The following is a 24,521-nucleotide window of genomic DNA, read 5'->3' as shown; positions in this document are numbered from 1 at the left end:
TTTACTGCCGAACGCTGACTCAGGCCAGGTGCGAAAGCATTTCCTTCGCTTCGCTCTTCTGCTTGTCATCACCCTCGCTGAGCACTTCGTTGAGGATGTCGCGCGCACCGTCGTTGTCGCCCATGTCGATGTAGGCCTGGGCCAGATCGAGTTTGGTGGCGGCTTCGTCGGTACCGGCGAGGAAGTCGAAGTCCTCGTCATTCAGATCACCACCCAACGCTGCGTCGGCTTCGGTGAAGCTCGGCTCGTTGATGCTGCCCGACAGGCGATCCAGCTCGGCATTGACGTCGTCCAGCTCGGCGGCGAAGGCATCCGGTTCAGCCGGGGTCGCATCCATTTCGTCGGCCAGGGACAGGTCGAAATCGGCCGGCAGCTCCAGATCATCCAGCGGCGCTTCAGCCACCACTGGCGGCTCGACCGGCGGCAGGTCCTTCACGCTCTCGTCGAGATCCAGCAGGAAATCGTCGTCAGCCAGTTCAACCGGTACAGGCGCAGGATCAGCCCCGAGATCCAGGTCCAGATCGAAGTCAGACAGGTCGTCGAGGTTTTCCTTGATTTCGGTCTGTTGCTGCAGCACCGACTCGAAGCTCAGGTCGTCATCGGCCGGGAATTCGTCCAGCTCGACCGGCGCTTCAGGTTCGACAGCAGCCACAGGAGCGACAGGCTCCACCGGTTTGATGTTGTCGAGATCATCCAGGCTCAGGTCAAAAGCGCTGTCCAGATCGTCGTCCACCTTGGCGGCTGGCGCTTCTGGCTCATCAAGCAGCAAGTCCTTGACGTAATCCTCGTCCAGCTCGGCCGCAATGGCCGCTGCCGCCAGACCGGCAGCCGCAACGACCGCCATGGCCGGAAAGCGGCTTTTCAGCTCTTCGACCTTGGCGAAGTTGTCGCCATTGGCAACCAGTTGGCGCTCCTGGCCGACGAAAGCATCACGATCACCCTGGCGACCGTAGACTTCCATCAGTTTCAGACGCAGGTCACTGCGCTGCGGCTCCAGGCTGACGCCCTCCTCCAGCAACGCTGCTGCCTGATTCAGGCGGCCGCCATCGATGTGCGACTGCGCCTTGTCCAGCACGTCGTCGGAACGCTCGGCAGCCGGGGCTACCAGCGGCGCGGCGATCGGTTCCGCCATCACCACCGGAGCCACCACAGGGGCAGGTGTCGGGGCTGGAGCCGGTGCAGGCGCAGGCGTGAGCTTGACGCTTGCCGCCGGCACTTCCAGGCCTTCGAAGCTGTCTTCCGGCAGATCGAGCTCTGGCGAGAACGACTGCTCTTCCAGGGCGCGAGCCATGCGCAGGTGTTTCTCGGCTTCCTGTTGCGCCTTGCGACGACGGGCCAGCAGCAACAGCAGAAGCAGGAACACCACCGCACCACCACCGACCAGACCCAGCAGGATCGGGTTGGTCAGCAGTTCGTTGAAGGTCTTGTCTTCGTCGGCAGCAGGCTTCGGCTCGACCACTGGCTCAACCGGTGCCGGTGCGGCGGCTTCAGGCGCAGGTGCAGCAGGTGCCGCTTCGGCCGGAGTCGCCGGTGGAGTCGCTGCCAGTTCCGCAGTAATGGCCGGAACCGGCGCAACGGCTGGCGCAGCCGCGTCAGCTGCCGGCGCCGGGGCAGTGCCCGGGCCTTCAGCCTGCATTTTCGCCAGTTGATTGTTCTTCAGTTCAATCAGACGTTGCAGTTTGTCCAGCTGGCTTTGCAGATCAGCCATGCGGCTTTTCAGTTCTGCATTGTCACGACGGGTGGTGTCGAGGCTTTCCTGGGTCACCGCCAGTTTGTTGCTCAGGGCCTTGGCATCGCCAGCCGGGCCTTTGCCGCGCCCCTTGGCACCTTCAGCGGAGACCAGGCTCAGATTGTCCTTGGCATTCTTCGCAGGACCGGTGTTGGCGCGACCGCGATTGGTGGCATCCAGTTGCTGCTGACCGGTGCCTGGCTTGGCCACGTAACGACGCCCCTGACGCCAGGCCTCGTTTTGTGCGGCCACTTCGGCAATCGCTTTCGACTGCGGCAGCGCAGTGCTTTGCACCTGATCCGGCAGACGCAACACCTGACCGGTTTTCAGGCGGTTGATGTTGCCGTCGATGAATGCGTCAGGGTTCAGAGCCTGAATCGCCAGCATGGTCTGCTGGATCGAACCGCCAGTGCGCGCCTTGGCTGCGATTTCCCACAGAGTGTCGCGCGGCGTGGTGGTGTGGCTCGGATGCGTTGCACCCGTGGTCGGCGCGGTGATGGTTTGTGCCGGCGCAGGCTGAGCGGCGGCATCAGCGGTCTGCGGCGAGAACTTCGACGGATCCAGTAGCACGCTGTAATCGCGCAGCAGTCGGCCGTTCGGCCACATCACCTGCACGAGGAATTTCACCATCGGTTCCGACAGCGGCTTGCTCGAGGTTACGCGCAGCACGCTTTTGCCGCTGGCGTTGAGCACCGGAGTGAAGGTCAGATCATTGAGGAAGGCCTGGCGATCAACGCCGGCCTTGGCGAAATCTTCCGGCGAGGCCAGGCTCGGCACCACTTCGGCAGCGGTGAGATCCTTGACATCGAGCAGCTCGATTTCCGCCACCAGCGGCTGGTTCAGGGTCGACTTCAGGGTCAGCTCCCCGAGCCCGAGGGCATGCGCCATACCGGAGGACAGCGCCGAGGCGGCCGCTATTGCTAACACCAGTTTGCGAACTTGAACCATAGCCTCTTCCTTTGTTTGAACGTTCCTCGGCGAGCGAGAAGATGTTGATTGTCGCTGCCGTAAGGCATTGCGCGCGACGACGACAGCATGCCGCGCGCGATCATTTCTTTGATGCCCCGGAAAGTCCCGGAGGGTATTACGTCATCAAGCGGTCTGGCCAAGCATAGCGCCCGGCTAGAATCAGTCGACAAATTGTTGCCAAGTATCTTTTACAGCAGGTCTTTTATCAACAACTCGGCCACTTGCACCGCGTTGAGCGCCGCGCCTTTGCGTACGTTATCTGACGTCAGCCACAGATTAAGTTCCGACGGCTCGTCGACACCGGCGCGCACCCGCCCGACATAGACCACGTCCTGCCCCACCGCGTCACCGACCGCGGTCGGGTAATCGCCGGCCTCGACCAGCTCGATCCCCTCGGCGTCTTCAAGCGCGGCATTGACCTTTTCCAGGTCGACCGCGCTCGCTGACTGCAAGGTCACGCTAAAGCTATCGCCAAAAAACACCGGGGCTTGAACGCAAGTTGCGGAAATCTTTAATGAAGGTTTGGCCAGCACCTGACGCAGCTCGCGCACCAGACGCTTTTCCAGCAGCGTGTGGCCGTGCGCGTCCGGCGTGCCGACCTGAGCCAACAGGTTGAACGCCATCTGCCGATCGAAGAATGTCGGCTCCAGCGGACGCATGTTCAGCAGCTCCGTCGTCTGGCGAGCCAGCTCGGCAACCGCTTCGCGGCCCTGGGCGGAAACGGCCAGATTGGCGGTGACATGCACATATTGCAGATCGACCAGATCGAGCAACGGCGCCAGCACCACGGCCAGCGTAGTGGCCGACGGGCTCGGGCTGCTGACCTGGAACGGCACTTTCAAACCGGCCAGCAAATCGGCATTGGCCTCAGGCACCACTTGCGGTGCCTGATCCGCCGGCAAGGCGCCGGACAGATCCACCAGCGAGCAACCCGCCGCATGGGCGCGAGCCGCGTAGCTCAGGGTGATGGCCGGGCCGGCGGCAAAGAACGCCAGTTTGACCTTGCTGAAGTCGAACTCGTCGACTTCGCGCACGCGCACGTTCTTGTTGCGAAACAGCACCGAGCTGCCGGCGGATTCGCTGCTGGCCAGCAGGTGCAGGTTGCCGACCGGAAAGTCGCGCTCCTCGAGAATCTGCACAAGGGTTTCGCCGACAATACCGGTGGCGCCGATCACGGCAATATCAATGGGCTGGCTCATGGTGCGACCTCTGGTGGAACGGGGGGAGCGGCACTTTACCGGGTGGCTGCCAGACAGGCAAAAAAAACCCGCGCCTCTTGCAAGGCGCGGGTTCGTTCATTGCTTCAAGCGATCAACGCTCCAGCAGGATCCGCAGCATGCGACGCAGCGGCTCGGCCGCGCCCCACAACAGCTGGTCGCCGACGGTGAACGCGCCAACGAACTGCGAACCCATGTTCAGCTTGCGCAGACGACCGACCGGTACGTTCAGGGTGCCGGTGACTTTCGTCGGGCTCAGCTCCTGCATGCTGATTTCACGATTGTTTGGCACCAGCTTGACCCAAGGGTTGTGCTGGCTGATCAGCCCTTCGATGTCGGCGATCGGCACGTCTTTGTTCAGCTTGATGGTCAGCGCCTGGCTGTGGCAACGCATGGCACCGATGCGCACGCAGATGCCGTCGACCGGGATCGGGCTCTTGAAGCGGCCGAGGATCTTGTTGGTCTCGGCCTGGGCCTTCCACTCTTCGCGGCTCTGGCCGTTCGGCAGTTCCTTGTCGATCCACGGGATCAGGCTGCCGGCCAGCGGTACGCCGAAGTTTTCGGTCGGGTACGCGTCGCTGCGCATGGCTTCGGCCACACGGCGGTCGATGTCGAGGATCGCGCTGGCCGGGTCGGCCAGTTGATCGGCAACAGCGGCGTGGGTCGCGCCCATCTGCTTGATCAGTTCACGCATGTTCTGCGCGCCGGCACCGGAGGCCGCCTGATAGGTCATGGCGCTCATCCACTCGACCAGACCGGCCTCGAACAGACCGCCCAGGCCCATCAGCATCAGGCTGACGGTGCAGTTGCCGCCGATGTAGTTCTTGGTACCCGCATCGAGCTGCTGGTCGATGACCTTGCGGTTGACCGGATCGAGGATGATGACGGCGTCGTCGTTCATCCGCAGGCTGGAAGCCGCGTCGATCCAGTAACCCTGCCAGCCGGCTTCGCGCAGCTTCGGGAACACTTCGCTGGTGTAGTCGCCGCCCTGGCAGGTCAGGATCACGTCGAGGGTCTTCAGCTCTTCAATGCTGTAAGCGTCCTTGAGCGGAGCAATGTCCTTGCCCACGGACGGGCCTTGGCCACCGACATTGGAAGTGGTGAAAAACACCGGCTCGATAAGATCGAAATCCTGCTCTTCCAGCATCCGCTGCATGAGCACGGAACCGACCATACCGCGCCAACCGATCAGACCTACACGTTTCATCGCAACTACACCTTCTTGAAAAGTGGGCCGCTGCTTTGTATTGAATTTCGCAGCGGGCCCGAGAGATTACAGATTCCGCAGCGCGGCGACTACTGCGTCACCCATTTCCTGCGTACCGACTTTAGTGCAACCGGTCGAAAAGATGTCGCCGGTGCGCAGGCCTTGATCCAGCACCACGCTGACCGCTTTCTCGATGGCATCCGCGGCTTCGTGCAGATTGAAGCTGTAACGCAGCATCATCGACACCGACAGAATGGTCGCCAGCGGGTTGGCAATGCCTTTGCCGGCGATGTCCGGCGCCGAACCGTGGCAAGGCTCGTACATGCCCTTGTTGTTGGCGTCCAGCGAGGCCGACGGCAGCATGCCGATGGAGCCGGTGAGCATCGACGCTTCGTCGGACAGGATGTCGCCGAACATGTTGTCGGTGACGATCACGTCGAACTGCTTCGGTGCGCGCACCAGTTGCATGGCGGCGTTGTCGACGTACATGTGGCTCAGTTCGACCTCAGGGTAATCCTTGGCCACCTGCTCGACCACTTCACGCCACAACTGACTGGACGCCAGCACGTTGGCCTTGTCCACCGAGCACAGTTTCTTGCCACGGACCATGGCCATGTCGAAACCGACACGGGCGATGCGGCGGATTTCGCTTTCGCTGTACGGCAGCGTGTCATAGGACTGGCGCTCGCCGTTTTCCAGGGTACGGGTGCCGCGCGGCGCGCCGAAATAGATGCCACCGGTCAGCTCACGGACGATCAGGATGTCCAGGCCGGAAACGATTTCCGGCTTCAGGCTCGAGGCATCGGCCAGTTGCGGATACAGGATCGCCGGACGCAGGTTGCCGAACAGGCCCAGTTGCGCACGGATTTTCAGCAGACCGCGCTCAGGGCGGATGTCACGCTCGATGGTGTCCCATTTCGGGCCGCCCACGGCGCCCAGCAGCACGGCGTCAGCGGCGCGGGCACGGTCCAGGGTTTCATCGGCCAGCGGCACGCCGTGCTTGTCGATGGCGGCGCCACCGATCACGTCATGGCTCAGCTCGAAGCCCAGGCTGTACTTGTCGTTGGCCAGCTCCAGCACCTTGACCGCTTCGGCCATGATTTCCGGACCAATACCGTCGCCTGGGAGAATCAGAATCTGCTTGCTCATGCTTTCCTCGTGTCTTCAGTCGGTGCGCCAGCGACTGGCGCGCCCGGAAAAATACTTATTGTTCCAAGATTACTTTTCAGCCCAGAGCACCAGTACATCTGTACTGAACGAACCATCGGCCTCAATCTCAAAATATTCGCGCACTTCATTGCCCATCGATTGCTGCAACTGGCGGATCGCGGCGCGCATCACCTCGGGCGTGCGCATGCGCTCGACCCAGCTGTTGTACTCCAGACGCAGGCGCTGACGCGTGGTGCTGCGGGTGTGCAGACCGGCCTCGCTGACCTGACGCAGCCACTCACCGGCAGAATAATCGCGCACATGACTGGTGTCGCGCAGCACTTCGACGCTCTGCAGATAGGTGTCGAACAACGGACTGCCCGGCGACAACACATCAATGAACGCCGCCACGCCACCCGGTTTCAGCACCCGACGCACTTCGCGCAGGGCCACGCCGAGGTCGCTCCAATGGTGCGCCGAGTAACGGCTGAACACGAAGTCGAACTCGCCATCGGCGAACGGCAGGCGCTCGGCCGCACCGTTGACCGTGGAAACGTTGCTCAAACCACGATCAACCGCAGCGGCGGCCACCACGTCGAGCATTTGCTGCGACAGGTCGTAGGCCACCACTTCCTTCACCAGCGGGGCGACGTGAAAACTCACGTGCCCGGCGCCGCACCCCAGGTCCAGCACCCGAGCCTCGCCCTGCCCCGCCAGCTCAGCCTGCAGCAGCGCAAATTCAGTGCCTTGAGCGTGAACGGCGCTGCTCAGGTAGGCGGCGGCCTGTTCACCGAATTGCTTCTGTACAACCTGACTGTGCTGGGCGGTGCTGGTCATGGGGACTTCCTTTTTTGGGGTTTCAACCTTTCAAATTCACGCGTCGCGGAACAACCACGGCTGGCTCGCACGATGCTTGGCTTCGAACGCCGCAATCGCATCGCCGTCCTGCAAGGTCAGGCCGATGTCGTCCAGGCCGTTGAGCAGGCAGTGTTTGCGGAACGCGTCGATCTCGAAGCGGTACACCTTGCCGCTCGGGCTGGTCACGGTCTGCTCGTGCAGATCAATCTGCAACTGATAGCCCGGCGCGGCCTCGACCTGCTTGAACAGTTCGTCGACTTCCGCGTCGCTCAAGATGATCGGCAGCAAGCCGTTCTTGAAGCTGTTGTTGAAGAAGATGTCTGCGTAGCTCGGCGCGATGATGCTGCGGAAACCGTATTCTTCCAACGCCCACGGCGCGTGTTCACGGCTGGAACCGCAACCGAAGTTTTCGCGGGCCAGCAACACGCTGGCGCCTTGATAACGCTCGGCGTTGAGCACGAATTCCTTGTTCAGCGGACGCTTGGAGTTGTCCTGATACGGCTGGCCGACATCCAGGTAACGCCACTCATCGAACAGGTTCGGGCCGAAACCGGTGCGCTTGATCGACTTCAGAAACTGCTTCGGGATGATCTGGTCGGTGTCGACGTTGGCACGATCCAGAGGCGCGACAAGACCAGTGTGCTGGGTAAAAGCTTTCATGCTGCGCTCCTTTAGATCAATTCACGAACGTCGATGAAACGACCATTCACCGCCGCCGCAGCGGCCATGGCCGGGCTGACGAGGTGGGTACGGCCACCGGCGCCCTGACGGCCTTCGAAGTTACGATTGGACGTCGAGGCGCAATGCTCGCCGGACTCCAAACGGTCCGGGTTCATCGCCAGACACATCGAGCAACCCGGCTCGCGCCATTCGAAACCGGCTTCGAGGAAGATCTTGTCCAGACCTTCGGCCTCGGCCTGCGCCTTCACCAGACCCGAGCCCGGCACCACGATGGCCTGCTTGATGGTCGACGCGACCTTGCGGCCCTTGGCGATCACCGCAGCAGCGCGCAAGTCTTCGATGCGCGAGTTGGTGCAGGAACCGATGAAAACGCGGTCGAGCTGAATGTCGGTGATCGCCTGATTGGCGGTCAGACCCATGTATTTCAAGGCGCGGACGATCGAGTCGCGCTTGACCAGATCCATCTCCTTGGCCGGGTCCGGCACGTTCTGATCAACAGCCAACACCATTTCCGGGGAAGTGCCCCAGCTGACTTGTGGCTTGATCTGCGCAGCGTCGAGTTCAACCACAGTGTCGAAATGCGCGTCGGCGTCGGACACCAGGTTTTTCCAGGATTCGACCGCCAGATCCCACTCGGCGCCTTTCGGTGCGAACGGACGACCCTTGACGTAATCCACAGTCTTCTGGTCCGCCGCCACCAGGCCCACACGGGCGCCGGCTTCGATGGACATGTTGCAGATGGTCATGCGGCCTTCGATGGACAGATCGCGAATCGCGCTGCCGGCGAACTCGATGGCATGGCCGTTACCGCCGGCGGTGCCGATCTTGCCGATCACGGCGAGAACGATGTCCTTGGCGGTCACGCCGAACGGCAACTGGCCTTCGACGCGCACCAGCATGTTCTTCATTTTCTTGGCGACCAGGCACTGGGTGGCGAGCACGTGCTCGACCTCGGAAGTACCGATACCGTGGGCCAAGGCGCCGAATGCGCCGTGGGTCGAGGTGTGCGAGTCGCCACAGACCACGGTCATGCCTGGCAAGGTCGCGCCCTGCTCCGGGCTGATCACGTGGACGATGCCCTGACGCACGTCGTTCATCTTGAATTCGACGATGCCGTATTCGTCGCAGTTGTCGTCGAGGGTCTGAACCTGCAAACGCGAGACCTGGTCGGCAATGGCGCTGATGCCGCCCTTGCGCTCCGGGGTGGTCGGTACGTTGTGGTCCGGGGTCGCGATGTTGGCATCGATGCGCCATGGCTTGCGCCCGGCCAGACGCAGGCCTTCGAAGGCTTGCGGCGAGGTCACTTCGTGGATGATGTGACGATCGATATAGATCAGCGCCGAACCATCGTCGCGCTGCTTGACCAAATGCGAATCCCAGAGCTTGTCGTAGAGCGTTTTGCCGGCCATCAGACGTTTCCTCATCAGCTTGTTTCTATGCCCTGGGCTTATCAATAACCCTTTGGCTTGTGAGGCCGATCCTATGGGGTTAGATTGAATAACTCAAATTCATATTTTTTATGCTTTGGATAACCAACTGGAATACGAACATGGATCTGGCCAACCTCAATGCTTTTATCGCCATCGCCGAGTCCGGGAGCTTCTCCGGCGCGGGTGAACGCCTGCACCTGACGCAACCGGCGATCAGCAAACGCATCGCCGGGCTGGAGCAACAATTGAATGTACGGCTGTTCGACCGGCTGGGCCGTGAAGTGGGCCTGACCGAGGCCGGCCGGGCTTTGCTGCCACGGGCCTATCAGATTCTCAACGTGCTGGATGACACCCGCCGCGCCCTGACCAACCTCACCGGCGAAGTCACCGGCCGCCTGACTCTGGCCACCAGTCACCACATCGGCCTGCACCGTTTGCCGCCCCTGTTGAGGGAATACACCCGCCGTTACCCACAGGTGGCGCTGGATATTCAGTTCCTCGATTCGGAAGTGGCCTACGAAGAAATTCTCCATGGTCGCGCAGAACTGGCGGTCATCACCCTGGCGCCAGAGCCGCACACACTGGTCAAAGCGACGCCGGTCTGGGATGACCCGCTGGATTTCGTGGTCGCCCCGGAACACACATTGATCAGCAACGGCGCTGTCACATTGGCCGATATTGCCGGTCATCCGGCAGTTTTCCCCGGCGGCAACACCTTTACCCACCATATTGTCCAACGCCTGTTCGAGGCTCAGGGCCTGACGCCGAACATCGCCATGAGCACTAACTATCTGGAAACCATCAAGATGATGGTGTCGATCGGCCTGGCCTGGAGCGTTTTGCCGCGCACCATGCTCGATGAACAGGTGACGCGCATACCTTTGCCGGGCATACAGCTCAGTCGCCAGCTAGGCTATATCCTGCACACCGAACGGACGCTGTCGAATGCTGCACGGGCGTTTATGGCCCTGCTGGACGCGCAAATCGATCTGCCAGGGACTCTCGGCTGACTTGTGCTACTCCTATAGAGCTGCCGTCCCCTGTGCCTAACGCCCAAATCAGCTCAAGGCCCCTTAACAATGCCGAAATCTGTTGACCGTATTCCGCCGATGCCGCGTATTCAGGCCATTGATCCACGGCGTTCCGAACAGAGCTGGGAGAGCGCGCCGCAATTGCTCGCGGCGCTCAACGGCGCCCGCCTCGGCGCCTGGTATTGGGACATCGAGCGCGGGCAGATCAGTTGGTCGCGGGGCACCCAGGCCCTGTTCGGCTTCGATCCACGGCAGCCGTTGCCGGAAGACCTGGAATACCTCGACCTGCTGCCACCGGAGGACCGGGCGAAAACCATTCGCGCGTTCCACGCGGTGATTGCCGGCGCGCCGCTGGAACAGGCGATGCACCACCGCATTCGCTGGCCCGACGGCAGCCTGCACTGGCTGGAGATCAATGGCAGCCTGCTGCCGGACAAACATGGTCGCCCCCGAATGATCGGGGTGATCCGTGAAATCACCCACCAGCGGCAACGGGAACAAGCCCTCAGCAGCTCGGAGAAACGTTTCGCCACACTGTTTCACCTGTGCCCGAACATGGTGCTGCTGACCCGCCAGGAAGACGGCCTGATCAGCGAGGCCAACCAGTATTTCGAGAGTCTATTCGGCTGGCCGGTGCAGAGCGCCATCGGGCGCACCACCCTGGAACTGGGCCTGTGGGTGCATCCCGAGCAGCGAGCGGAGCTGGTCAAGAAAACCAAGGCCAAGGGCGAGCTGATCAGCATGGAGGTGCAGTTCCGCGCCAGTAACGGTCAGGTTCACGACGGCATTCTCAGTGCGCAAAAGGTCGAACTCGAAGGCCAGCCATACCTGCTGAGCACCTTTCTCGATACCACCGAACGCAAAGCCGCCGAACACGCCCTCAAGGATAGCCAGGAACGCCTCGATCTGGCACTTGACTCGGCGCAGCTCGGCACCTGGGACTGGCACATACCCAGCGGCATGCTTTACGGCTCGGCCCGGGCCGCGCAATTGCACGGGCTTGAGCCGATTCCGTTTCACGAATCGTTCGACGAATTCTTCGAAGGCGTACCCGGCGAGGAACGCGACAGCATGCGCGACGCCTATCGCAGCCTGCGCGAGGGCCCGGCGGGCAACTATCAGCTGACGTACCGCGTGCAACTGCCGGACGGCAGCTCGCGTTATCTGGAAAGCCGCGCCCGCCTCTATCGCGACGAAAACGGCGCGCCGCTGCGCATGGCGGGCACCTTGCTCGATATCACCGATCAGGTCGAGCGCGAACAACGGCTGGTGGCCTCGGAAGAAAAATTCGCCACCCTGTTCCAGGTCAGCCCCGATCCGATCTGCGTGACCCGCCAGGAAACCGGGGAGTTCATCGAAATCAACTCCAGCTTCACCCAGACTTTCGGCTGGAGCGCCACCGATGTCATCGGCCATACCGCCGAAGAAATCGGCCTGTGGGACGCCTCGGCGAAAAGCCTGCAACGCATCGAACGGGTGATCCGCGAACAGGGCCTTAGCAACGTCGCGATCATCGTCCAGCACAAGGACGGCCAATCGCTGACCTGTGTGATTTCCAGCCGCCAGATCAGCGTCGGCAATCAGCCGTGCATCGTCACCACGCTGCGTGACATCACTCAGCAACAGCGCTCGGAAGCGGCGCTCAAGGCCAGTGAAGAGAAGTTCGCCAAGGCATTTCACTCCAGCCCCGACGCGATCACTATCACCGAACGCGACACCGGGCGTTATCTGGAGGTCAACGACGGTTTCTGTCGCCTGACCGGCTACCGCGCCGACGAAGTGGTGGGCAAGACCGTGTATCAGGTCGGCATCTGGGCCGAGGAAAAACAGCGCTCGGGATTGCTCGCCGAGCTACAGATCAAGGGCCGCGTGCATCATCAGGAAATGCTCGGGCGCAACAAACGCGGTGAATTGCTGACGGTGGAAGTTTCGGTCGAGCCGATCACCCTCAACGAAATCGCCTGCCTGCTGATGACCGCCCGGGACGTCAGCCTGCTGAAGAACGCCGAAGCGCAGATCCGCCATCTGGCCTATCACGACCCGCTGACCAACCTGCCCAACCGCGCATTGCTGATGGATCGCCTGAGCCAGCAGATCGCCCTGCTCAAGCGCCACAATTTGCGCGGCGCGCTGCTTTTTCTCGATCTGGATCACTTCAAGCACATCAACGATTCGCTCGGCCATCCGGTCGGTGACACGGTGCTGAAAATCATCACCGCGCGCCTCGAAGCCAGTGTGCGCATGGAAGACACCGTGGCGCGGCTCGGCGGCGATGAATTCGTGGTGTTGCTCAGCGGGCTGGAAGGTACGCGCAACGAGGTCAGCGTTCAGGTGCGGGAGCTGGCGGACACCATCCGCGAATTGCTGTCGGAACCGATGTTCCTCGACGGCCAGCGCCTGCAAGTGACGCCGAGCATCGGCGTGGCACTGATTCCCGATCATGGCTCGACCCCGACCGACCTGCTCAAACGTGCAGACATCGCGCTGTACCGGGCCAAGGACTCCGGGCGCAACACCACGCAGATGTACCACAACACCATGCAGAAAGCGGCCAGCGAACGGCTGCGCATGGAGACCGATTTGCGCCTGGCGCTGTCCCGCGGCGAATTCAACGTACATTTCCAGCCACAAGTGGACGCCCGGGACAACCGCATCATCGGCGCCGAAGCGCTGGTGCGCTGGAATCACCCGGAACTCGGCGCACAATCGCCGACCGAATTCATCAAGGTCCTGGAAGACAGCGGGCTGATCCTTGAGGTCGGCACCTGGATTCTCGATGAGGCCTGCGATGCCTTCAAGCAATTGATCGCCGACGGCCTGATCGATCCGCTGGCGTTCAGCCTGTGCGTGAACATCAGTCCCCGGCAATTCCGCCAGAACGACTTCGTCGAACGTATCGAACACAGCATGACCAGCCATGGGCTGCCCTGCTCGCTGCTGAAACTGGAAATAACCGAAGGCATCGTGATCCAGAACCTGGAAGACACCATCAGCAAGATGCGCCGCCTGAAAAAGCTCGGCGTGAGCTTCGCCATGGACGATTTCGGCACCGGTTATTCATCGCTGACCTACCTCAAGCGCCTGCCGGTGGACACCCTGAAGATCGATCAGTCCTTCATCCGCGACGCCACCAGCGACCCCAACGACGCCGAGATCATCCGCGCCATCGTCGCAATGGCCCGCAGCCTGGAACTGGAGGTGATCGCAGAAGGCGTGGAAACCCCCGAACAACTGGCGTTCCTGCAAGGGCTGGGCTGCCATTTGTATCAGGGGTATCTGCACAGTCGGCCGGTGGCGCTGGAGGTGTTGAAAGGCTTGCTGGTTTGACAGGCACAAAAAAGGGCGCCTTTCGGCGCCCTTCTTGTCGGTCGGCTTATTGCAGAGCCGGCTTCTGCGCCCCGTTGATCGGGATGCGTTTGGCTTTCGCTTCTTCCGGGATCACGCGCAACAGATCGATGCTCAGCAGGCCGTTGCTCAGGCCGGCAGCCTTGATCTCGATGTGATCGGCCAGGCGGAAGGACAGCTTGAATGCACGCTGGGCGATGCCCTGGTGCAGGAAAGTGACGCCTTCGTTCGCGTCACGCTTGCCGCCACTGATGGTCAGCACGCCCTTCTCGACTTGCAGCTCCAGGTCTTCTTCCTGGAAACCGGCCGCCGCCACGACGATGCGGTATTGATCGTCACCGTGCTTTTCGACGTTGTAAGGCGGATAGCTGCTGCCTGGCTCGTTGCGCAGGGCTGTTTCGAACAGGTCGTTGAAACGGTCGAAACCTACCGAGGAACGGAACAGTGGAGCAAGGGAAAATGCAGTACTCATGGTTCAAATCTCCTGAAAACAATCAGCAAGGTTTTTTGTCTCCGCGACCCGAATTCGGCATCGCGTACCCCTTAGATAGGGACCTGCGTTTTGTTTTCAAGAGATTATTCGAAGATTTTTTCAAGCCGCTTCGGCGACCGGCAAGCCCAGCAAGCGCGAGACCTGATCCGGCTCGGTCTCACGCCGAAGCACGGTAAACAGCTCGGTGGCCTCGGGATAATTTCGGGTCAGCATCGCCAGCCATTGCTTCAGGCGGCCCGGCGATTGGCGCGCAGTCATCTGCGCTTTGGCTTGCAGCCAGAAGTCCTGGATCAGCGGCATCAGCTCGGCCCAGGTCATCTCGACGACTTCCTCGCCGGCACGGGCGGCAGCGATCTGTTTGGCCAGATCGGGACGCGAAACCAGGCCGCGACCGAGCATGATGTCCTCGACACCGCTGATTTCCCGGCAACGGCGCCAGTCTTCGACGCTCCAGATGTCTCCGTTGGCGAACACCGGCACTTTGACCACGTCCTGAACGCGCGGGATCCATTCCCAGTGGGCCGGCGGCTTGTAGCCGTCCATCTTGGTCCGGGCATGAACCACGATATGCTCGGCGCCGCCTTCGGCCAGCGCCGTGGCGCAGACCAGCGAGCCGTCCGGGCTGTCGAAACCCAGGCGCATCTTGGCGGTGACCGGGATGTGCGCCGGTACCGCACGTCGCACGTGTTCGACGATCTGGTTGAGCAGTTCCGGCTCCTTGAGCAGCACCGCACCGCCACGGGATTTGTTGACGGTTTTCGCCGGGCAGCCGAAGTTCAGATCGATCACTTCGGAACCCAATTCGCAGGCCAGCGCAGCGTTTTCCGCCAGGCACACCGGGTCGGAACCCAGCAACTGCACGCGCAGCGGCACGCCGGAAGCGGTGCGGGCACCGTTGAGCAGTTCAGGGCCGAACTTGTGGAAATAGGCCGGAGTCAGCAACTGGTCGTTGACGCGGATGAACTCGGTCACGCACCAGTCAATACCGCCGACACGGGTCAGGACATCGCGCAGGATGTCGTCGACCAACCCTTCCATCGGCGCCAGAGCAATTTGCATGGGAAACACACACTCAAGGAAAAACGTGCGGCAGTTTACTGGGTTTCGCGGGTTAAACCCATGTCCGCTGTCTGGATGGCCGGACCGTAACCTTCAATGAACTCGGCGGGCATGCGCTTGGGCTTGCCGGTGGACAGTTCGATGCAGACGAAGGTGGTCTGGGCGCGCAGCAGCGTGGTGTTGTCGCTGGGGCGGATCAACTGGAAGTGACGGGTCATTTTCAGGCGCTGATCCCAATCGACGATCCAGGTCGCCAGTTGCAGTTCGTCACCTTCGTAGGCGGCCGCCAGATAATCGATTTCGTGCCGCACCACCGCCATCGCCCGATCCAGACGCCGGTACTCGACCAGATCCAGACCCAGCCGCTGCGAGTGGCGCCAGGCGCAGCGTTCGAGCCAGGACACATAAACCGCGTTGTTCGCGTGCCCCAGCCCGTCGATGTCCTCGGCGCCCACTTGCAGATCAATGGTAAACGGCGTTGCCCGATCCCAGCCCATGCCCTACTCCCGGTCAAATGATTCAACCGGGGCAGTGTAACGGATGACTAGGCCGATTGCCGCGCCTGAAGGCTGCGCCCGGCCAGCAGTGATAACACGCCATCAATCACCCGAGGGTCGGCCAATACCCGCTGATGGCCGCCGGCTTCCAGGCGCAGCAGTCGGCTGTCGAACCAGGATTCGTGGATCAGTTGGGACTCCTTGACCGAGACGAAGGTGTCGTCTTCGGCATGCACGATCAGGCCTGGCATATCCAGTTGATAGTGAGCGACATCGAGGGTTGCGGCGCGCATGCCGACGTCCTGTTCAACCTGGCGGATGAAGGCAGAACGAGCTCTGGGCGGCATGCCGACGTAGCGGGCGAATCCACGCAATACACCCAGAATTCGGGCCGGTGCGGCAATGCTGACCAGGGTTTCGGTGCGCAGACCCAGTTGCACCGCGAGCATGGCGCTGGCGCCGCCCATGGAGTGGCCGATGACGGCTTGCAGCGGAGGCAATTCAGCGGCGGCTTCGAGCATGGCCCGCGCGAACAGCACGACGTTGGCTTCGCGTCCCGGTGATCGCCCGTGGGCCGGGCCGTCGAGAGCGACGACGGTGTAACCTGATTCGACCAACGCGGTAATCAACGCGGCAAACTGGGTCGGCCGCCCTTCCCAACCGTGCATCAGCAGAACCGTCGGGCCTTGCCCCCAGCGCAATGCAGAGAGGCCGAAACGCAAAGTGATCCGCTCGGATTTAGCCAGCAGCGGCAGTTCCCAATCCCGCGGTGAATTTGCGCGGGGCGTCATGAATGCCAACCGCATTTTGCTTGCCACCAGTTTCGGTGCAAACCAGCCCAAGGTGCCATTAACGCCGCGAACCCACTTCAACGTGCTCATCGCTCTCTCCTCAGGCTTGCTGCCTTCAGGTCAACGCACCGCCGATTTGGCAGCGCGCAGCAATCGATCGGACAAATCACCAGGCCCCAACGCCCTTGAGAGCGCCAGACCACCTACCATCAAGGCCACGTCGGCCAACGCTTTATCGATGTCTTCAGGGCTTGAAGCCAACTGCGCAATCATCAGTTCCAGGTGCTCGTTCAGCGCTATGCGGAATTCTTCCGGCAGCCGTCCCAGCTCGCCGATTGAAGCCGGAATCGGGCAGGCCGAGTCACTGGAATCACGGTGCTTGCGCGACAGGTAGAACGCGGCCACCAGGGCGCGGCGCTCTTCGCCGGTCAACTCAGAGTCCATGTCGGCAATCAGGTCCCGGCGGCGACCCAGCAACTGCTTGAACGCCTCAAGCATCATCGCGTCCTTGCTTTCGAAGTGCGCATAGAAGCCACCGACAGTCAGGCCGGCGGCGCCCATCACTTCACCCACGCTCGGCTCAGCCGGGCCACGCTGGATCAGAGCGGCGCTGGCAGCCTTGAGGATGCGTTCGCGGGTTTGAGCTTTTTTGTCGTTCATCGTTGCCTCCGAATATTACGATTAGAATATTATTCTCATAATAATATTCTGCAAGTCGAAAATATGACCGCTGGTCTGAAGCACAGTTTAAGGAAAAAGGAGATTTGGCCAAACGCCAGACAAACAAAAGGGCCATTCAATAATTGAATGACCCTTATAAATCCCGCAAGGCGGGTAATCGTGGCGTCCCCTAGGGGACTCGAACCCCTGTTACCGCCGTGAAAGGGCGGTGTCCTAGGCCACTAGACGAAGGGGACACAAACCTTCTATACAACTGATCAGTGCTGAGATCTGATCGATTCAAGGCCGGTGTGGCCAGACCTTGAACTGTAAATTGGTGGAGCTAAGCGGGATCGAACCGCTGACCTCCTGCATGCCATGCAGGCGCTCTCCCAGCTGAGCTATAGCCCCGGATTTTTCGCCTCGCGGCGGAGCGACTACTTGTAACATCGCTTCTGTAAAACTGGCGTCCCCTAGGGGACTCGAACCCCTGTTACCGCCGTGAAAGGGCGGTGTCCTAGGCCACTAGACGAAGGGGACGCAAACCCTTCTATACAACTGATCAACGCTGAGTGTTGATCGCTTCGAAGCCGGTGTGGCCAGGCTTCGAAGTGTAAATTGGTGGAGCTAGACGGGATCGAACCGTCGACCTCTTGCATGCCATGCAAGCGCTCTCCCAGCTGAGCTATAGCCCCTCATCGTTGATGTCATCGCTGAGGACGGGGCGAATCTTAAGGGCGTATCGAAAGCCTGTCAAACTTATTTTTGAAAAATTTCAAAATTTTTTGTCGGCATAACAATCACTTACCGCCCTCCCCCCGTAAATTCGGGGGAAAACGCCGAAGGACGGGATCAAAAGATCCTGGCCTGCGGCGCGTCCTGCAGAGTCAAACGCAATCAGGCGATAGCGCCCAACAGCTTTTCCCACTCTTTGTTTTCTTTCTTCGACACGCCGCCCAGCAAGTCAATCGCCTGGCGCAGACGGAAACGGGTCAGATCCGGCCCGAGGATTTCCATCGCATCGAGCACCGACACCGAGCTCGCCTGACCGGTGATCGCCGCAAACATCAACGGCATCGCATCACGCAGCTTCAGCTCGAGAGATTCGACCACCGCCTGAATCGTCGCGGTGATGCTGTCCTTCTCCCACTGACGCAGGCTTTCCAGTTTCCACAGGATCAACTGCATCAGTTGACGAACCTGATCACCCGAGAGCTTTTTCGACTCGAACAGCTTGGCATCAGGATTAACCCCGCCAGCGAAGAAGAACCCGGCCAGCGGTGCGACCTGGCTGAAGGTTTCGACGCGGCCCTGAACGTGTGGCGCGATCTTCATCATGTATTCGGAGTTGAACGCCCACTTCTGTACGCGAGCGGCGAACTCTTCCACCGGCAGGTCACGCAACCACTGGCCGTTGAGCCACGAGAGTTTCTCGATGTCGAAAATCGGCCCGCCCAGCGACACGCGCTTGAGGTCGAAGTTGTCGACCATCTCCTGCAGCGAGAACTTCTCGCGCTCATCCGGCATCGACCAGCCCATACGGCCCAGGTAGTTGAGCATCGCTTCCGGCATGAAGCCCATGCGCTCGTAGAACGTCACCGAGGTCGGGTTCTTGCGCTTGGACAGCTTGCTCTTGTCCGGGTTACGCAGCAGCGGCATGTAGCACAGCTCCGGTTGTTCCCAACCGAAGTATTCGTAGAGCAGGATCAGCTTCGGCGCCGATGGCAGCCATTCTTCACCGCGCAGCACGTGGGTGATGCCCATCAGATGGTCGTCGACCACGTTGGCCAGGAAGTACGTCGGCAGACCGTCGGTCTTCATCAGTACTTGCATGTCCATGCGATCCCACGGGATCTCGACATCGCCACGCAGCATGTCCGGCACCACGCAGACGCCTTCGGTCGGCACTTTCATGCGGATCACATGGGGTTCGCCGGCAGCCAGGCGGCGCGCGACTTCTTCCTTGGACAGCAGCAATGCACGGCCGTCGTAGCGCGGGGTTTCGCCGCGTGCCATTTGCTCGGCGCGCATCTGGTCCAGCTCTTCGGCGGTGCAGAAGCACGGGAAAGCGTGACCCATGTCGACCAGTTGCTGGCAATACTTCTGATAGATGTCGCCGCGTTCGCTCTGGCGATACGGACCGTGCGGGCCGCCTACGTCCGGGCCTTCGCTCCAGTCGATGCCGAGCCAGCGCAGAGCGTCGAAAATCTGCTGTTCGGACTCGCGGGTCGAACGCAGTTGATCGGTGTCTTCAATGCGCAGGATGAACTCACCGCCGTGCTGCTTGGCAAAGCAGTAGTTGAACAATGCGATGTAAGCGGTACCTACGTGGGGATCCCCGGTAGGCGATGGCGCGATGCGAGTGCGGACGGTGGTCATGGCATGTCTCGAAAAGAATGAAAAGCAAAGAACAATCAAGCGGCGAATGGTAACAGGCGACACCCGCCCCGCTCCAGCGGGCAGGGCATTTAAGCCAATTTTGCGTCTGTAACGCCCGTAGGCCGTGGTGAATGGCTGAATATCAGCAGACGGCATTTACCGTTCATCGGCTGTATGCCAGATTCGCCTGCTGATAACTTTCCTTACAATTCCTCGACTACAGTTTGCCCATGCCTGCCCAACTCAAGCGTCGCCTGTTCATTTTCCTGCTGCTCGTCCTGCTGATTGCCGGGGGCTTTTTCGCTCATTGGTTTTTCAAGGGGCGCTTTTATGAAAGCACCGACAACGCCTATGTCCAGGGTGAAATCACCCGCGTGTCGAGCCAGTTGAGCGCGCGCATCGACGAAGTCCTGGTGCAGGACAACCAGCACGTGGAAAAAGGCCAGTTGCTGGTGCGTCTCGAAGGCGACGACTTCCGCCTCGCCGTCGATCGCGCCATTGCCGCCCTCGCCACCCGTGAAGCCGAGCGCCTGCAGGCCCAGAGCAAACTGACTCAACAATCCAGCCTGATCGCCGCCAGCGAAGCGCAAGTGGCAACCACGCAAGCGACACTGGGCCGTTCGCAAATCGATCTGTCCCGCGCAGAAGCCCTGCGCAAACCCGGCTTCGTTTCCGAGGAACGGGTCACCACCCTCTCCGCCGACAACCACATCGCCCGCTCGCAAGTGGCCAAGGCCCAGGCCGATGCGCAGAGCCAGCGCCAGCAGGTCAGCGCACTGAATGCCGAGATCAAGCGCCTCGACGCACAGATCGCCAACGCCCGCGCCGACCTCGCCCAGGCCGAACTGAACCTGACCCGCAGCGAAATCCACGCACCGATCAGTGGTCTGGTCGGCCAGCGTGCTGCACGCAATGGGCAGATTGTTCAGGCCGGCGCGTACCTGCTGTCGATCGTTCCGGACGAAGACATCTGGGTGCAGGCCAACTTCAAGGAAACCCAGATCGGTCACATGCAGCCGGGCCAGAAGGCCGAGCTGGTCTTCGATGCTTACGGCGATACGCCGATCGAAGCCCGGGTCGACAGCCTGTTCGCGGCTTCCGGCGCGCAATTCAGCCTGTTGCCGCCGGACAACGCCACCGGCAACTTCACCAAAGTCGTGCAGCGGATTCCGGTCAAGCTGACCTTCAAGGCCGACAACCCGCTGCACGGCAAAATCCGTCCGGGCATGTCGGTCACCGCCACCGTGAATATCAAAGACGCCCCAGACAATGGCCGGTGATCAACTGATCCGTCCGGTCGGCGAACCGACCCGGCGGGACTGGATCGCAGTGATGAGTGTCATGCTCGGCGCCTTCATGGCGGTGCTCGATATCCAGATCACCAACTCGTCACTCAAGGACATTCAGGGCGCCCTGTCGGCGACCCTGGAAGAAGGCTCGTGGATTTCCACCTCGTACCTGGTGGCGGAAATCATCATGATCCCGCTGACCGCGTGGCTGGTGCAGTTGCTTTCAGCGCGAAGACTGGCGGTGTGGGTCTCGCTGGGGTTTCTGATTTCGTCGTTGCTGTGTTCGATGGCCTGGAGCCTCGACAGCATGATCGTGTTTCGCGCCATGCAGGGCTTCACTGGCGGTGCGCTGATTCCGCTGGCATTCACCCTGACCCTGATCAAACTCCCCGAACACCACCGCGCCAAAGGCATGGCGATGTTCGCCATGACTGCCACCTTCGCGCCGTCCATCGGCCCCACCCTCGGTGGCTGGCTCACGGAAAACTGGGGCTGGGAGTACATCTTCTATATCAACATCCCGCCGGGGCTGATCATGATCGCCGGGCTGATGTACGGACTCGAGAAGAAAGAAGCCCATTGGGAGCTGCTGAAAAGCACCGATTACACCGGCATACTCACCCTGGGCATCGGCCTTGGTTGCCTGCAGGTGTTTCTTGAAGAAGGCCATCGCAAGGACTGGCTGGAATCGAGCCTGATCGTGACGCTGGGCAGCATCGCCCTGCTAAGCCTGATCACCTTCGTGATCGTGCAGATCTCCAAGCCCAACCCGCTGATCAACCTCGGCATCCTGCGCAATCGCAACTTTGGGCTGTCGAGCATTTCCAGCCTGGGCATGGGCGTCGGGCTGTACGGCTCGATCTATCTGTTGCCGCTGTATCTGGCGCAGATCCAGAACTACAACGCCTTGCAGATCGGCGAAGTGATCATGTGGATGGGTGTGCCGCAGCTGTTCCTGATTCCGCTGGTGCCGAAGCTGATGAAATTCGTCTCGCCCAAATGGCTGTGCACTTTGGGATTCGGACTGTTCGGGCTGGCGAGTTTCTCATCCGGCGTGCTCAACCCGGACTTTGCCGGGCCGCAGTTCAACCAGATCCAGATCATCCGCGCCCTCGGCCAGCCGCTGATCATGGTGACCATTTCGCTGATCGCCACGGCTTATATCCTGCCGCAGGATGCGGGTTCGGCGTCGAGCCTGTTCAACATCCTGCGCAACCTCGGCGGCGCCATCGGCATCGCCCTGCTCGCGACGTTACTGGATGCACGCACCAAGACCTACTTCGATTACCTGCGTGAAGCAGTGGTGCCGACCAACCCGCAGGTGGCCGAACGACTGGCGTCGATGACCGATCGCTTTGGCAGTGACACGGCGGCGCTGGGGAAATTGAGTGACATCGTCCATCAGCAGGCGCTGATCATGGCCTACAACGATGCGTTTCATTTTGTCGGGATTGCGCTGGGGATCAGCATGTTGGCGATCTTGCTGACCAAGAAGCTGCCCGCCGGCCTGAAGGCCGGCGAGGCTCATTAACCTTGACTGATCGTTCCCATGCCCGCGTGGGAACGATCAGTCAGACTGCCAATAGCCGCTCGCGCATTTTCGCAATCTCGTCGCGCATCTGCGCCGCCGCTTCGAATTCCAGGTCGCGGGCCAGCTGGTACATCTTCTCTTCCAGTTGGCGAATGCGCTTGGTGATCTCGCTCGGCGAGCGCAATTCGGCTTCGTACTTGGCATTTTCTTCGGCGGCCTTGGCCATGCCTTTGCGCTTCTTGCTGCGCGAACCAGGCACGGTGGCGCCTTCCATGATGTCGGCGACGTCCTTGAACACGCCCTTCGGCGTAATGCCATTAGCCAGGTTGAAGGCGATCTGCTTGTCGCGACGGCGCTCGGTCTCGCCGATAGCACGCTCCATCGAACCGGTGATGCGATCCGCGTAGAGAATCGCCCGGCCATTGAGGTTACGTGCCGCACGGCCAATGGTCTGGATCAATGAGCGTTCGGAACGCAGAAAGCCTTCCTTGTCCGCATCGAGAATCGCCACCAGTGACACTTCCGGCATGTCCAGGCCTTCACGCAGCAGGTTGATCCCCACCAGTACATCGAACGTGCCCAAACGCAGGTCGCGGATGATTTCGACCCGCTCGACCGTGTCGATGTCCGAGTGCAGATAACGCACACGGACGCCGTGATCAGCCAGGTAATCGGTCAGGTCTTCGGCCATGCGCTTGGTCAGCGTGGTGACCAGTACTCGCTCCTCCACTGCCACACGCTTGGTGATTTCCGAAAGCAGATCGTCAACCTGGGTCAGCGCCGGGCGCACTTCCACTTGCGGGTCGACCAGACCGGTCGGGCGCACAACCTGTTCGATCACTCGTCCGGCATGTTCGGCTTCGTAGTTGCCGGGCGTGGCCGAGACGAAAATCGTCTGCGGGCTCACCCCTTCCCACTCGTCGAAGCGCATTGGCCGGTTGTCCAGCGCCGATGGCAGGCGGAAGCCGTACTCCACCAGCGTTTCTTTACGCGAACGGTCGCCCTTATACATCGCGCCGACCTGCGGCACGCTGACGTGGGATTCGTCGATTACCAGCAAGGCGTCGGCCGGCAGGTAGTCGTAGAGGGTTGGCGGAGCCGCACCGGCCGGACGCCCGGACAGGTAGCGCGAGTAGTTTTCGATGCCGTTGCAGTAGCCGAGCTCGAGGATCATCTCCAGGTCGAACCGGGTACGTTGCTCCAGACGCTGGGCTTCGACCAGTTTGTTGTTGTTACGCAGGTATTCCAGACGTTCCTGCAGCTCGACCTTGATCCCTTCGATGGCGTCGAGCAGGGTTTCCCGGGGCGTCACGTAGTGGCTTTTCGGGTAGAAGGTGAAGCGCGGCAGCTTGCGGATGACTTCGCCGGTCAGCGGGTCGAACGCGGAAATGCTCTCCACTTCGTCATCGAACAGCTCGATGCGGATCGCTTCGAGGTCGGATTCGGCCGGATAGATGTCGATTACGTCACCGCGTACCCGGAACGTCGCCCGGGCGAAATCCATGTCGTTGCGGGTGTATTGCAGGTCGGCCAGGCGCCGTACCAGCGCGCGCTGATCGAGCTTGTCGCCGCGATCGACGTGCAACACCATTTTCAAATAGGTTTCCGGGCTGCCCAGACCGTAGATGCACGACACCGTGGTAACGATGATCGCGTCCTTGCGCTCGAGCAATGCCTTGGTCGCAGACAGGCGCATCTGCTCGATGTGGTCGTTGATCGACGCATCCTTCTCGATGAAGGTGTCGGACGACGGCACATAGGCTTCCGGCTGGTAGTAGTCGTAGTAGGAAACGAAGTACTCGACGGCATTGTTCGGGAAGAACGACTTGAACTCGCCGTAAAGCTGCGCGGCCAGGGTCTTGTTCGGCGCCAGCACCAGGGTCGGACGCTGCACCTGAGCGATCACGTTGGCGATGCTGAAGGTCTTGCCCGAACCGGTCACACCGAGCAGGGTCTGGTGCGCCAGCCCGGCTTCAATGCCCTCGACCATCTGGCGAATGGCTTCAGGCTGATCGCCGGCAGGGTCGAATCGGGTGACGAGCTGGAATTCAGACATAAACACCTCTGGAATCGCGACACTGGCGGCAAACCGCAGCACCACGAGAAAGACCGCAAACGACCGATGTCGCGCAAGGAAAAACAAAGATTGTGCTGAATGTGGAGCCGATTGCCTCGCCTTTCAAGGCAAACGTCCTACATCCGGTAA

General features: G+C 61.0%; 18 protein-coding genes and 4 tRNA genes. 4 read left to right on the top strand and 18 right to left on the bottom strand.

Annotation, left to right across the window (positions count from 1 at the left end):
* Positions 1-19 precede the first annotated feature (19 nt).
* The 7 genes from M5B44_RS08215 to leuC form a co-directional block, all read right to left on the bottom strand.
* Complete coding sequence (locus M5B44_RS08215) at positions 20-2,677, bottom strand: FimV/HubP family polar landmark protein (RefSeq protein WP_248738791.1); 2,658 nt, start codon at positions 2,675-2,677, stop codon at positions 20-22.
* Between the two features lie 209 nt (positions 2,678-2,886).
* Positions 2,887-3,897 (bottom strand): aspartate-semialdehyde dehydrogenase, encoded by a 1,011-nt coding sequence (locus M5B44_RS08210; RefSeq protein WP_248738790.1) that lies wholly within the window; start codon positions 3,895-3,897, stop codon positions 2,887-2,889.
* Between the two features lie 112 nt (positions 3,898-4,009).
* Positions 4,010-5,122, bottom strand: a complete 1,113-nt coding sequence (asd, locus tag M5B44_RS08205) for an aspartate-semialdehyde dehydrogenase (protein ID WP_011333354.1) — start codon at positions 5,120-5,122, stop codon at positions 4,010-4,012.
* A 66-nt stretch (positions 5,123-5,188) separates the two neighbouring features.
* Positions 5,189-6,271 carry a 3-isopropylmalate dehydrogenase gene (leuB, locus tag M5B44_RS08200; protein ID WP_114882105.1) on the bottom strand — a complete coding sequence of 361 codons (1,083 nt, stop codon included), beginning with the start codon at positions 6,269-6,271 and terminating at the stop codon, positions 5,189-5,191.
* Positions 6,272-6,340: 69 nt separating this feature from the next.
* Positions 6,341-7,108 carry a class I SAM-dependent methyltransferase gene (locus M5B44_RS08195; RefSeq protein ID WP_115077206.1) on the bottom strand — a complete coding sequence of 256 codons (768 nt, stop codon included), beginning with the start codon at positions 7,106-7,108 and terminating at the stop codon, positions 6,341-6,343.
* A 36-nt stretch (positions 7,109-7,144) separates the two neighbouring features.
* Positions 7,145-7,789, bottom strand: a complete 645-nt coding sequence (gene leuD / locus M5B44_RS08190; RefSeq protein ID WP_134826071.1) for a 3-isopropylmalate dehydratase small subunit — start codon at positions 7,787-7,789, stop codon at positions 7,145-7,147.
* 11 nt (positions 7,790-7,800) lie between these two features.
* Complete coding sequence (leuC, locus tag M5B44_RS08185; RefSeq protein WP_248738789.1) at positions 7,801-9,219, bottom strand: 3-isopropylmalate dehydratase large subunit; 1,419 nt, start codon at positions 9,217-9,219, stop codon at positions 7,801-7,803.
* Between the two features lie 140 nt (positions 9,220-9,359).
* Here leuC and M5B44_RS08180 point away from each other — a divergent pair, with 140 nt between their 5' ends.
* Positions 9,360-10,250, top strand: a complete 891-nt coding sequence (locus tag M5B44_RS08180) for a LysR family transcriptional regulator (protein ID WP_248738788.1) — start codon at positions 9,360-9,362, stop codon at positions 10,248-10,250.
* Positions 10,251-10,319: 69 nt separating this feature from the next.
* On the top strand, positions 10,320-13,598 hold the full coding sequence (locus tag M5B44_RS08175; protein WP_085711995.1) for a PAS domain S-box protein: 3,279 nt from the start codon (positions 10,320-10,322) through the stop codon (positions 13,596-13,598).
* Positions 13,599-13,644: 46 nt separating this feature from the next.
* Here M5B44_RS08175 and M5B44_RS08170 read toward each other — a convergent pair whose 3' ends face one another.
* The 10 genes from M5B44_RS08170 to gltX all read right to left on the bottom strand — a co-directional run bounded on the left by M5B44_RS08170 (position 13,645) and on the right by gltX (position 19,495).
* Positions 13,645-14,088 (bottom strand): Hsp20 family protein, encoded by a 444-nt coding sequence (locus tag M5B44_RS08170; RefSeq protein WP_114882100.1) that lies wholly within the window; start codon positions 14,086-14,088, stop codon positions 13,645-13,647.
* Between the two features lie 120 nt (positions 14,089-14,208).
* Complete coding sequence (locus M5B44_RS08165; RefSeq protein WP_085711993.1) at positions 14,209-15,168, bottom strand: tRNA dihydrouridine synthase; 960 nt, start codon at positions 15,166-15,168, stop codon at positions 14,209-14,211.
* A gap of 35 nt (positions 15,169-15,203) precedes the next feature.
* The gene (locus tag M5B44_RS08160; RefSeq protein WP_134826065.1) at positions 15,204-15,665 is read right to left on the bottom strand and encodes an acyl-CoA thioesterase; all 462 of its coding nucleotides are present in this window, start codon (positions 15,663-15,665) and stop codon (positions 15,204-15,206) included.
* 47 nt (positions 15,666-15,712) lie between these two features.
* The gene (locus M5B44_RS08155; protein ID WP_114882098.1) at positions 15,713-16,546 is read right to left on the bottom strand and encodes an alpha/beta fold hydrolase; all 834 of its coding nucleotides are present in this window, start codon (positions 16,544-16,546) and stop codon (positions 15,713-15,715) included.
* A gap of 30 nt (positions 16,547-16,576) precedes the next feature.
* Positions 16,577-17,116: a TetR/AcrR family transcriptional regulator gene (locus M5B44_RS08150; protein ID WP_007956432.1), complete on the bottom strand. Its 540-nt coding sequence runs from the start codon at positions 17,114-17,116 to the stop codon at positions 16,577-16,579.
* Positions 17,117-17,297: 181 nt separating this feature from the next.
* Positions 17,298-17,373, bottom strand: a tRNA-Glu gene (locus M5B44_RS08145).
* A 78-nt stretch (positions 17,374-17,451) separates the two neighbouring features.
* Positions 17,452-17,527 (bottom strand) — tRNA-Ala (locus M5B44_RS08140).
* A gap of 53 nt (positions 17,528-17,580) precedes the next feature.
* Positions 17,581-17,656, bottom strand: a tRNA-Glu gene (locus M5B44_RS08135).
* Between the two features lie 79 nt (positions 17,657-17,735).
* Positions 17,736-17,811: transfer RNA gene (locus M5B44_RS08130), tRNA-Ala, on the bottom strand.
* Between the two features lie 202 nt (positions 17,812-18,013).
* Positions 18,014-19,495 carry a glutamate--tRNA ligase gene (gene gltX, locus M5B44_RS08125; RefSeq protein ID WP_085711989.1) on the bottom strand — a complete coding sequence of 494 codons (1,482 nt, stop codon included), beginning with the start codon at positions 19,493-19,495 and terminating at the stop codon, positions 18,014-18,016.
* A 230-nt stretch (positions 19,496-19,725) separates the two neighbouring features.
* On the opposite strand from gltX, the gene M5B44_RS08120 reads away from it, so the two are divergent.
* Both M5B44_RS08120 and M5B44_RS08115 read left to right on the top strand, forming a co-directional pair.
* Positions 19,726-20,775, top strand: a complete 1,050-nt coding sequence (locus M5B44_RS08120; protein ID WP_248738787.1) for an HlyD family secretion protein — start codon at positions 19,726-19,728, stop codon at positions 20,773-20,775.
* 49 nt (positions 20,776-20,824) lie between these two features.
* A complete protein-coding gene (locus tag M5B44_RS08115) occupies positions 20,825-22,315 on the top strand; it encodes an MDR family MFS transporter (protein ID WP_192553567.1) in 1,491 nt (496 codons plus the stop codon).
* Positions 22,316-22,355: 40 nt separating this feature from the next.
* Here M5B44_RS08115 and uvrB read toward each other — a convergent pair whose 3' ends face one another.
* Positions 22,356-24,371 (bottom strand): excinuclease ABC subunit UvrB, encoded by a 2,016-nt coding sequence (gene uvrB / locus M5B44_RS08110; protein ID WP_248738786.1) that lies wholly within the window; start codon positions 24,369-24,371, stop codon positions 22,356-22,358.
* Between the last annotated feature and the right edge of the window lie 150 nt (positions 24,372-24,521).

Source organism: Pseudomonas sp. MWU12-2029 (assembly GCF_023242425.1).
GTDB lineage: Bacteria > Pseudomonadota > Gammaproteobacteria > Pseudomonadales > Pseudomonadaceae > Aquipseudomonas > Aquipseudomonas kribbensis.
The sequence above is the reverse complement of the archived record's forward strand: the minus strand, read 5'-3'. Positions and strand labels throughout refer to the sequence as shown.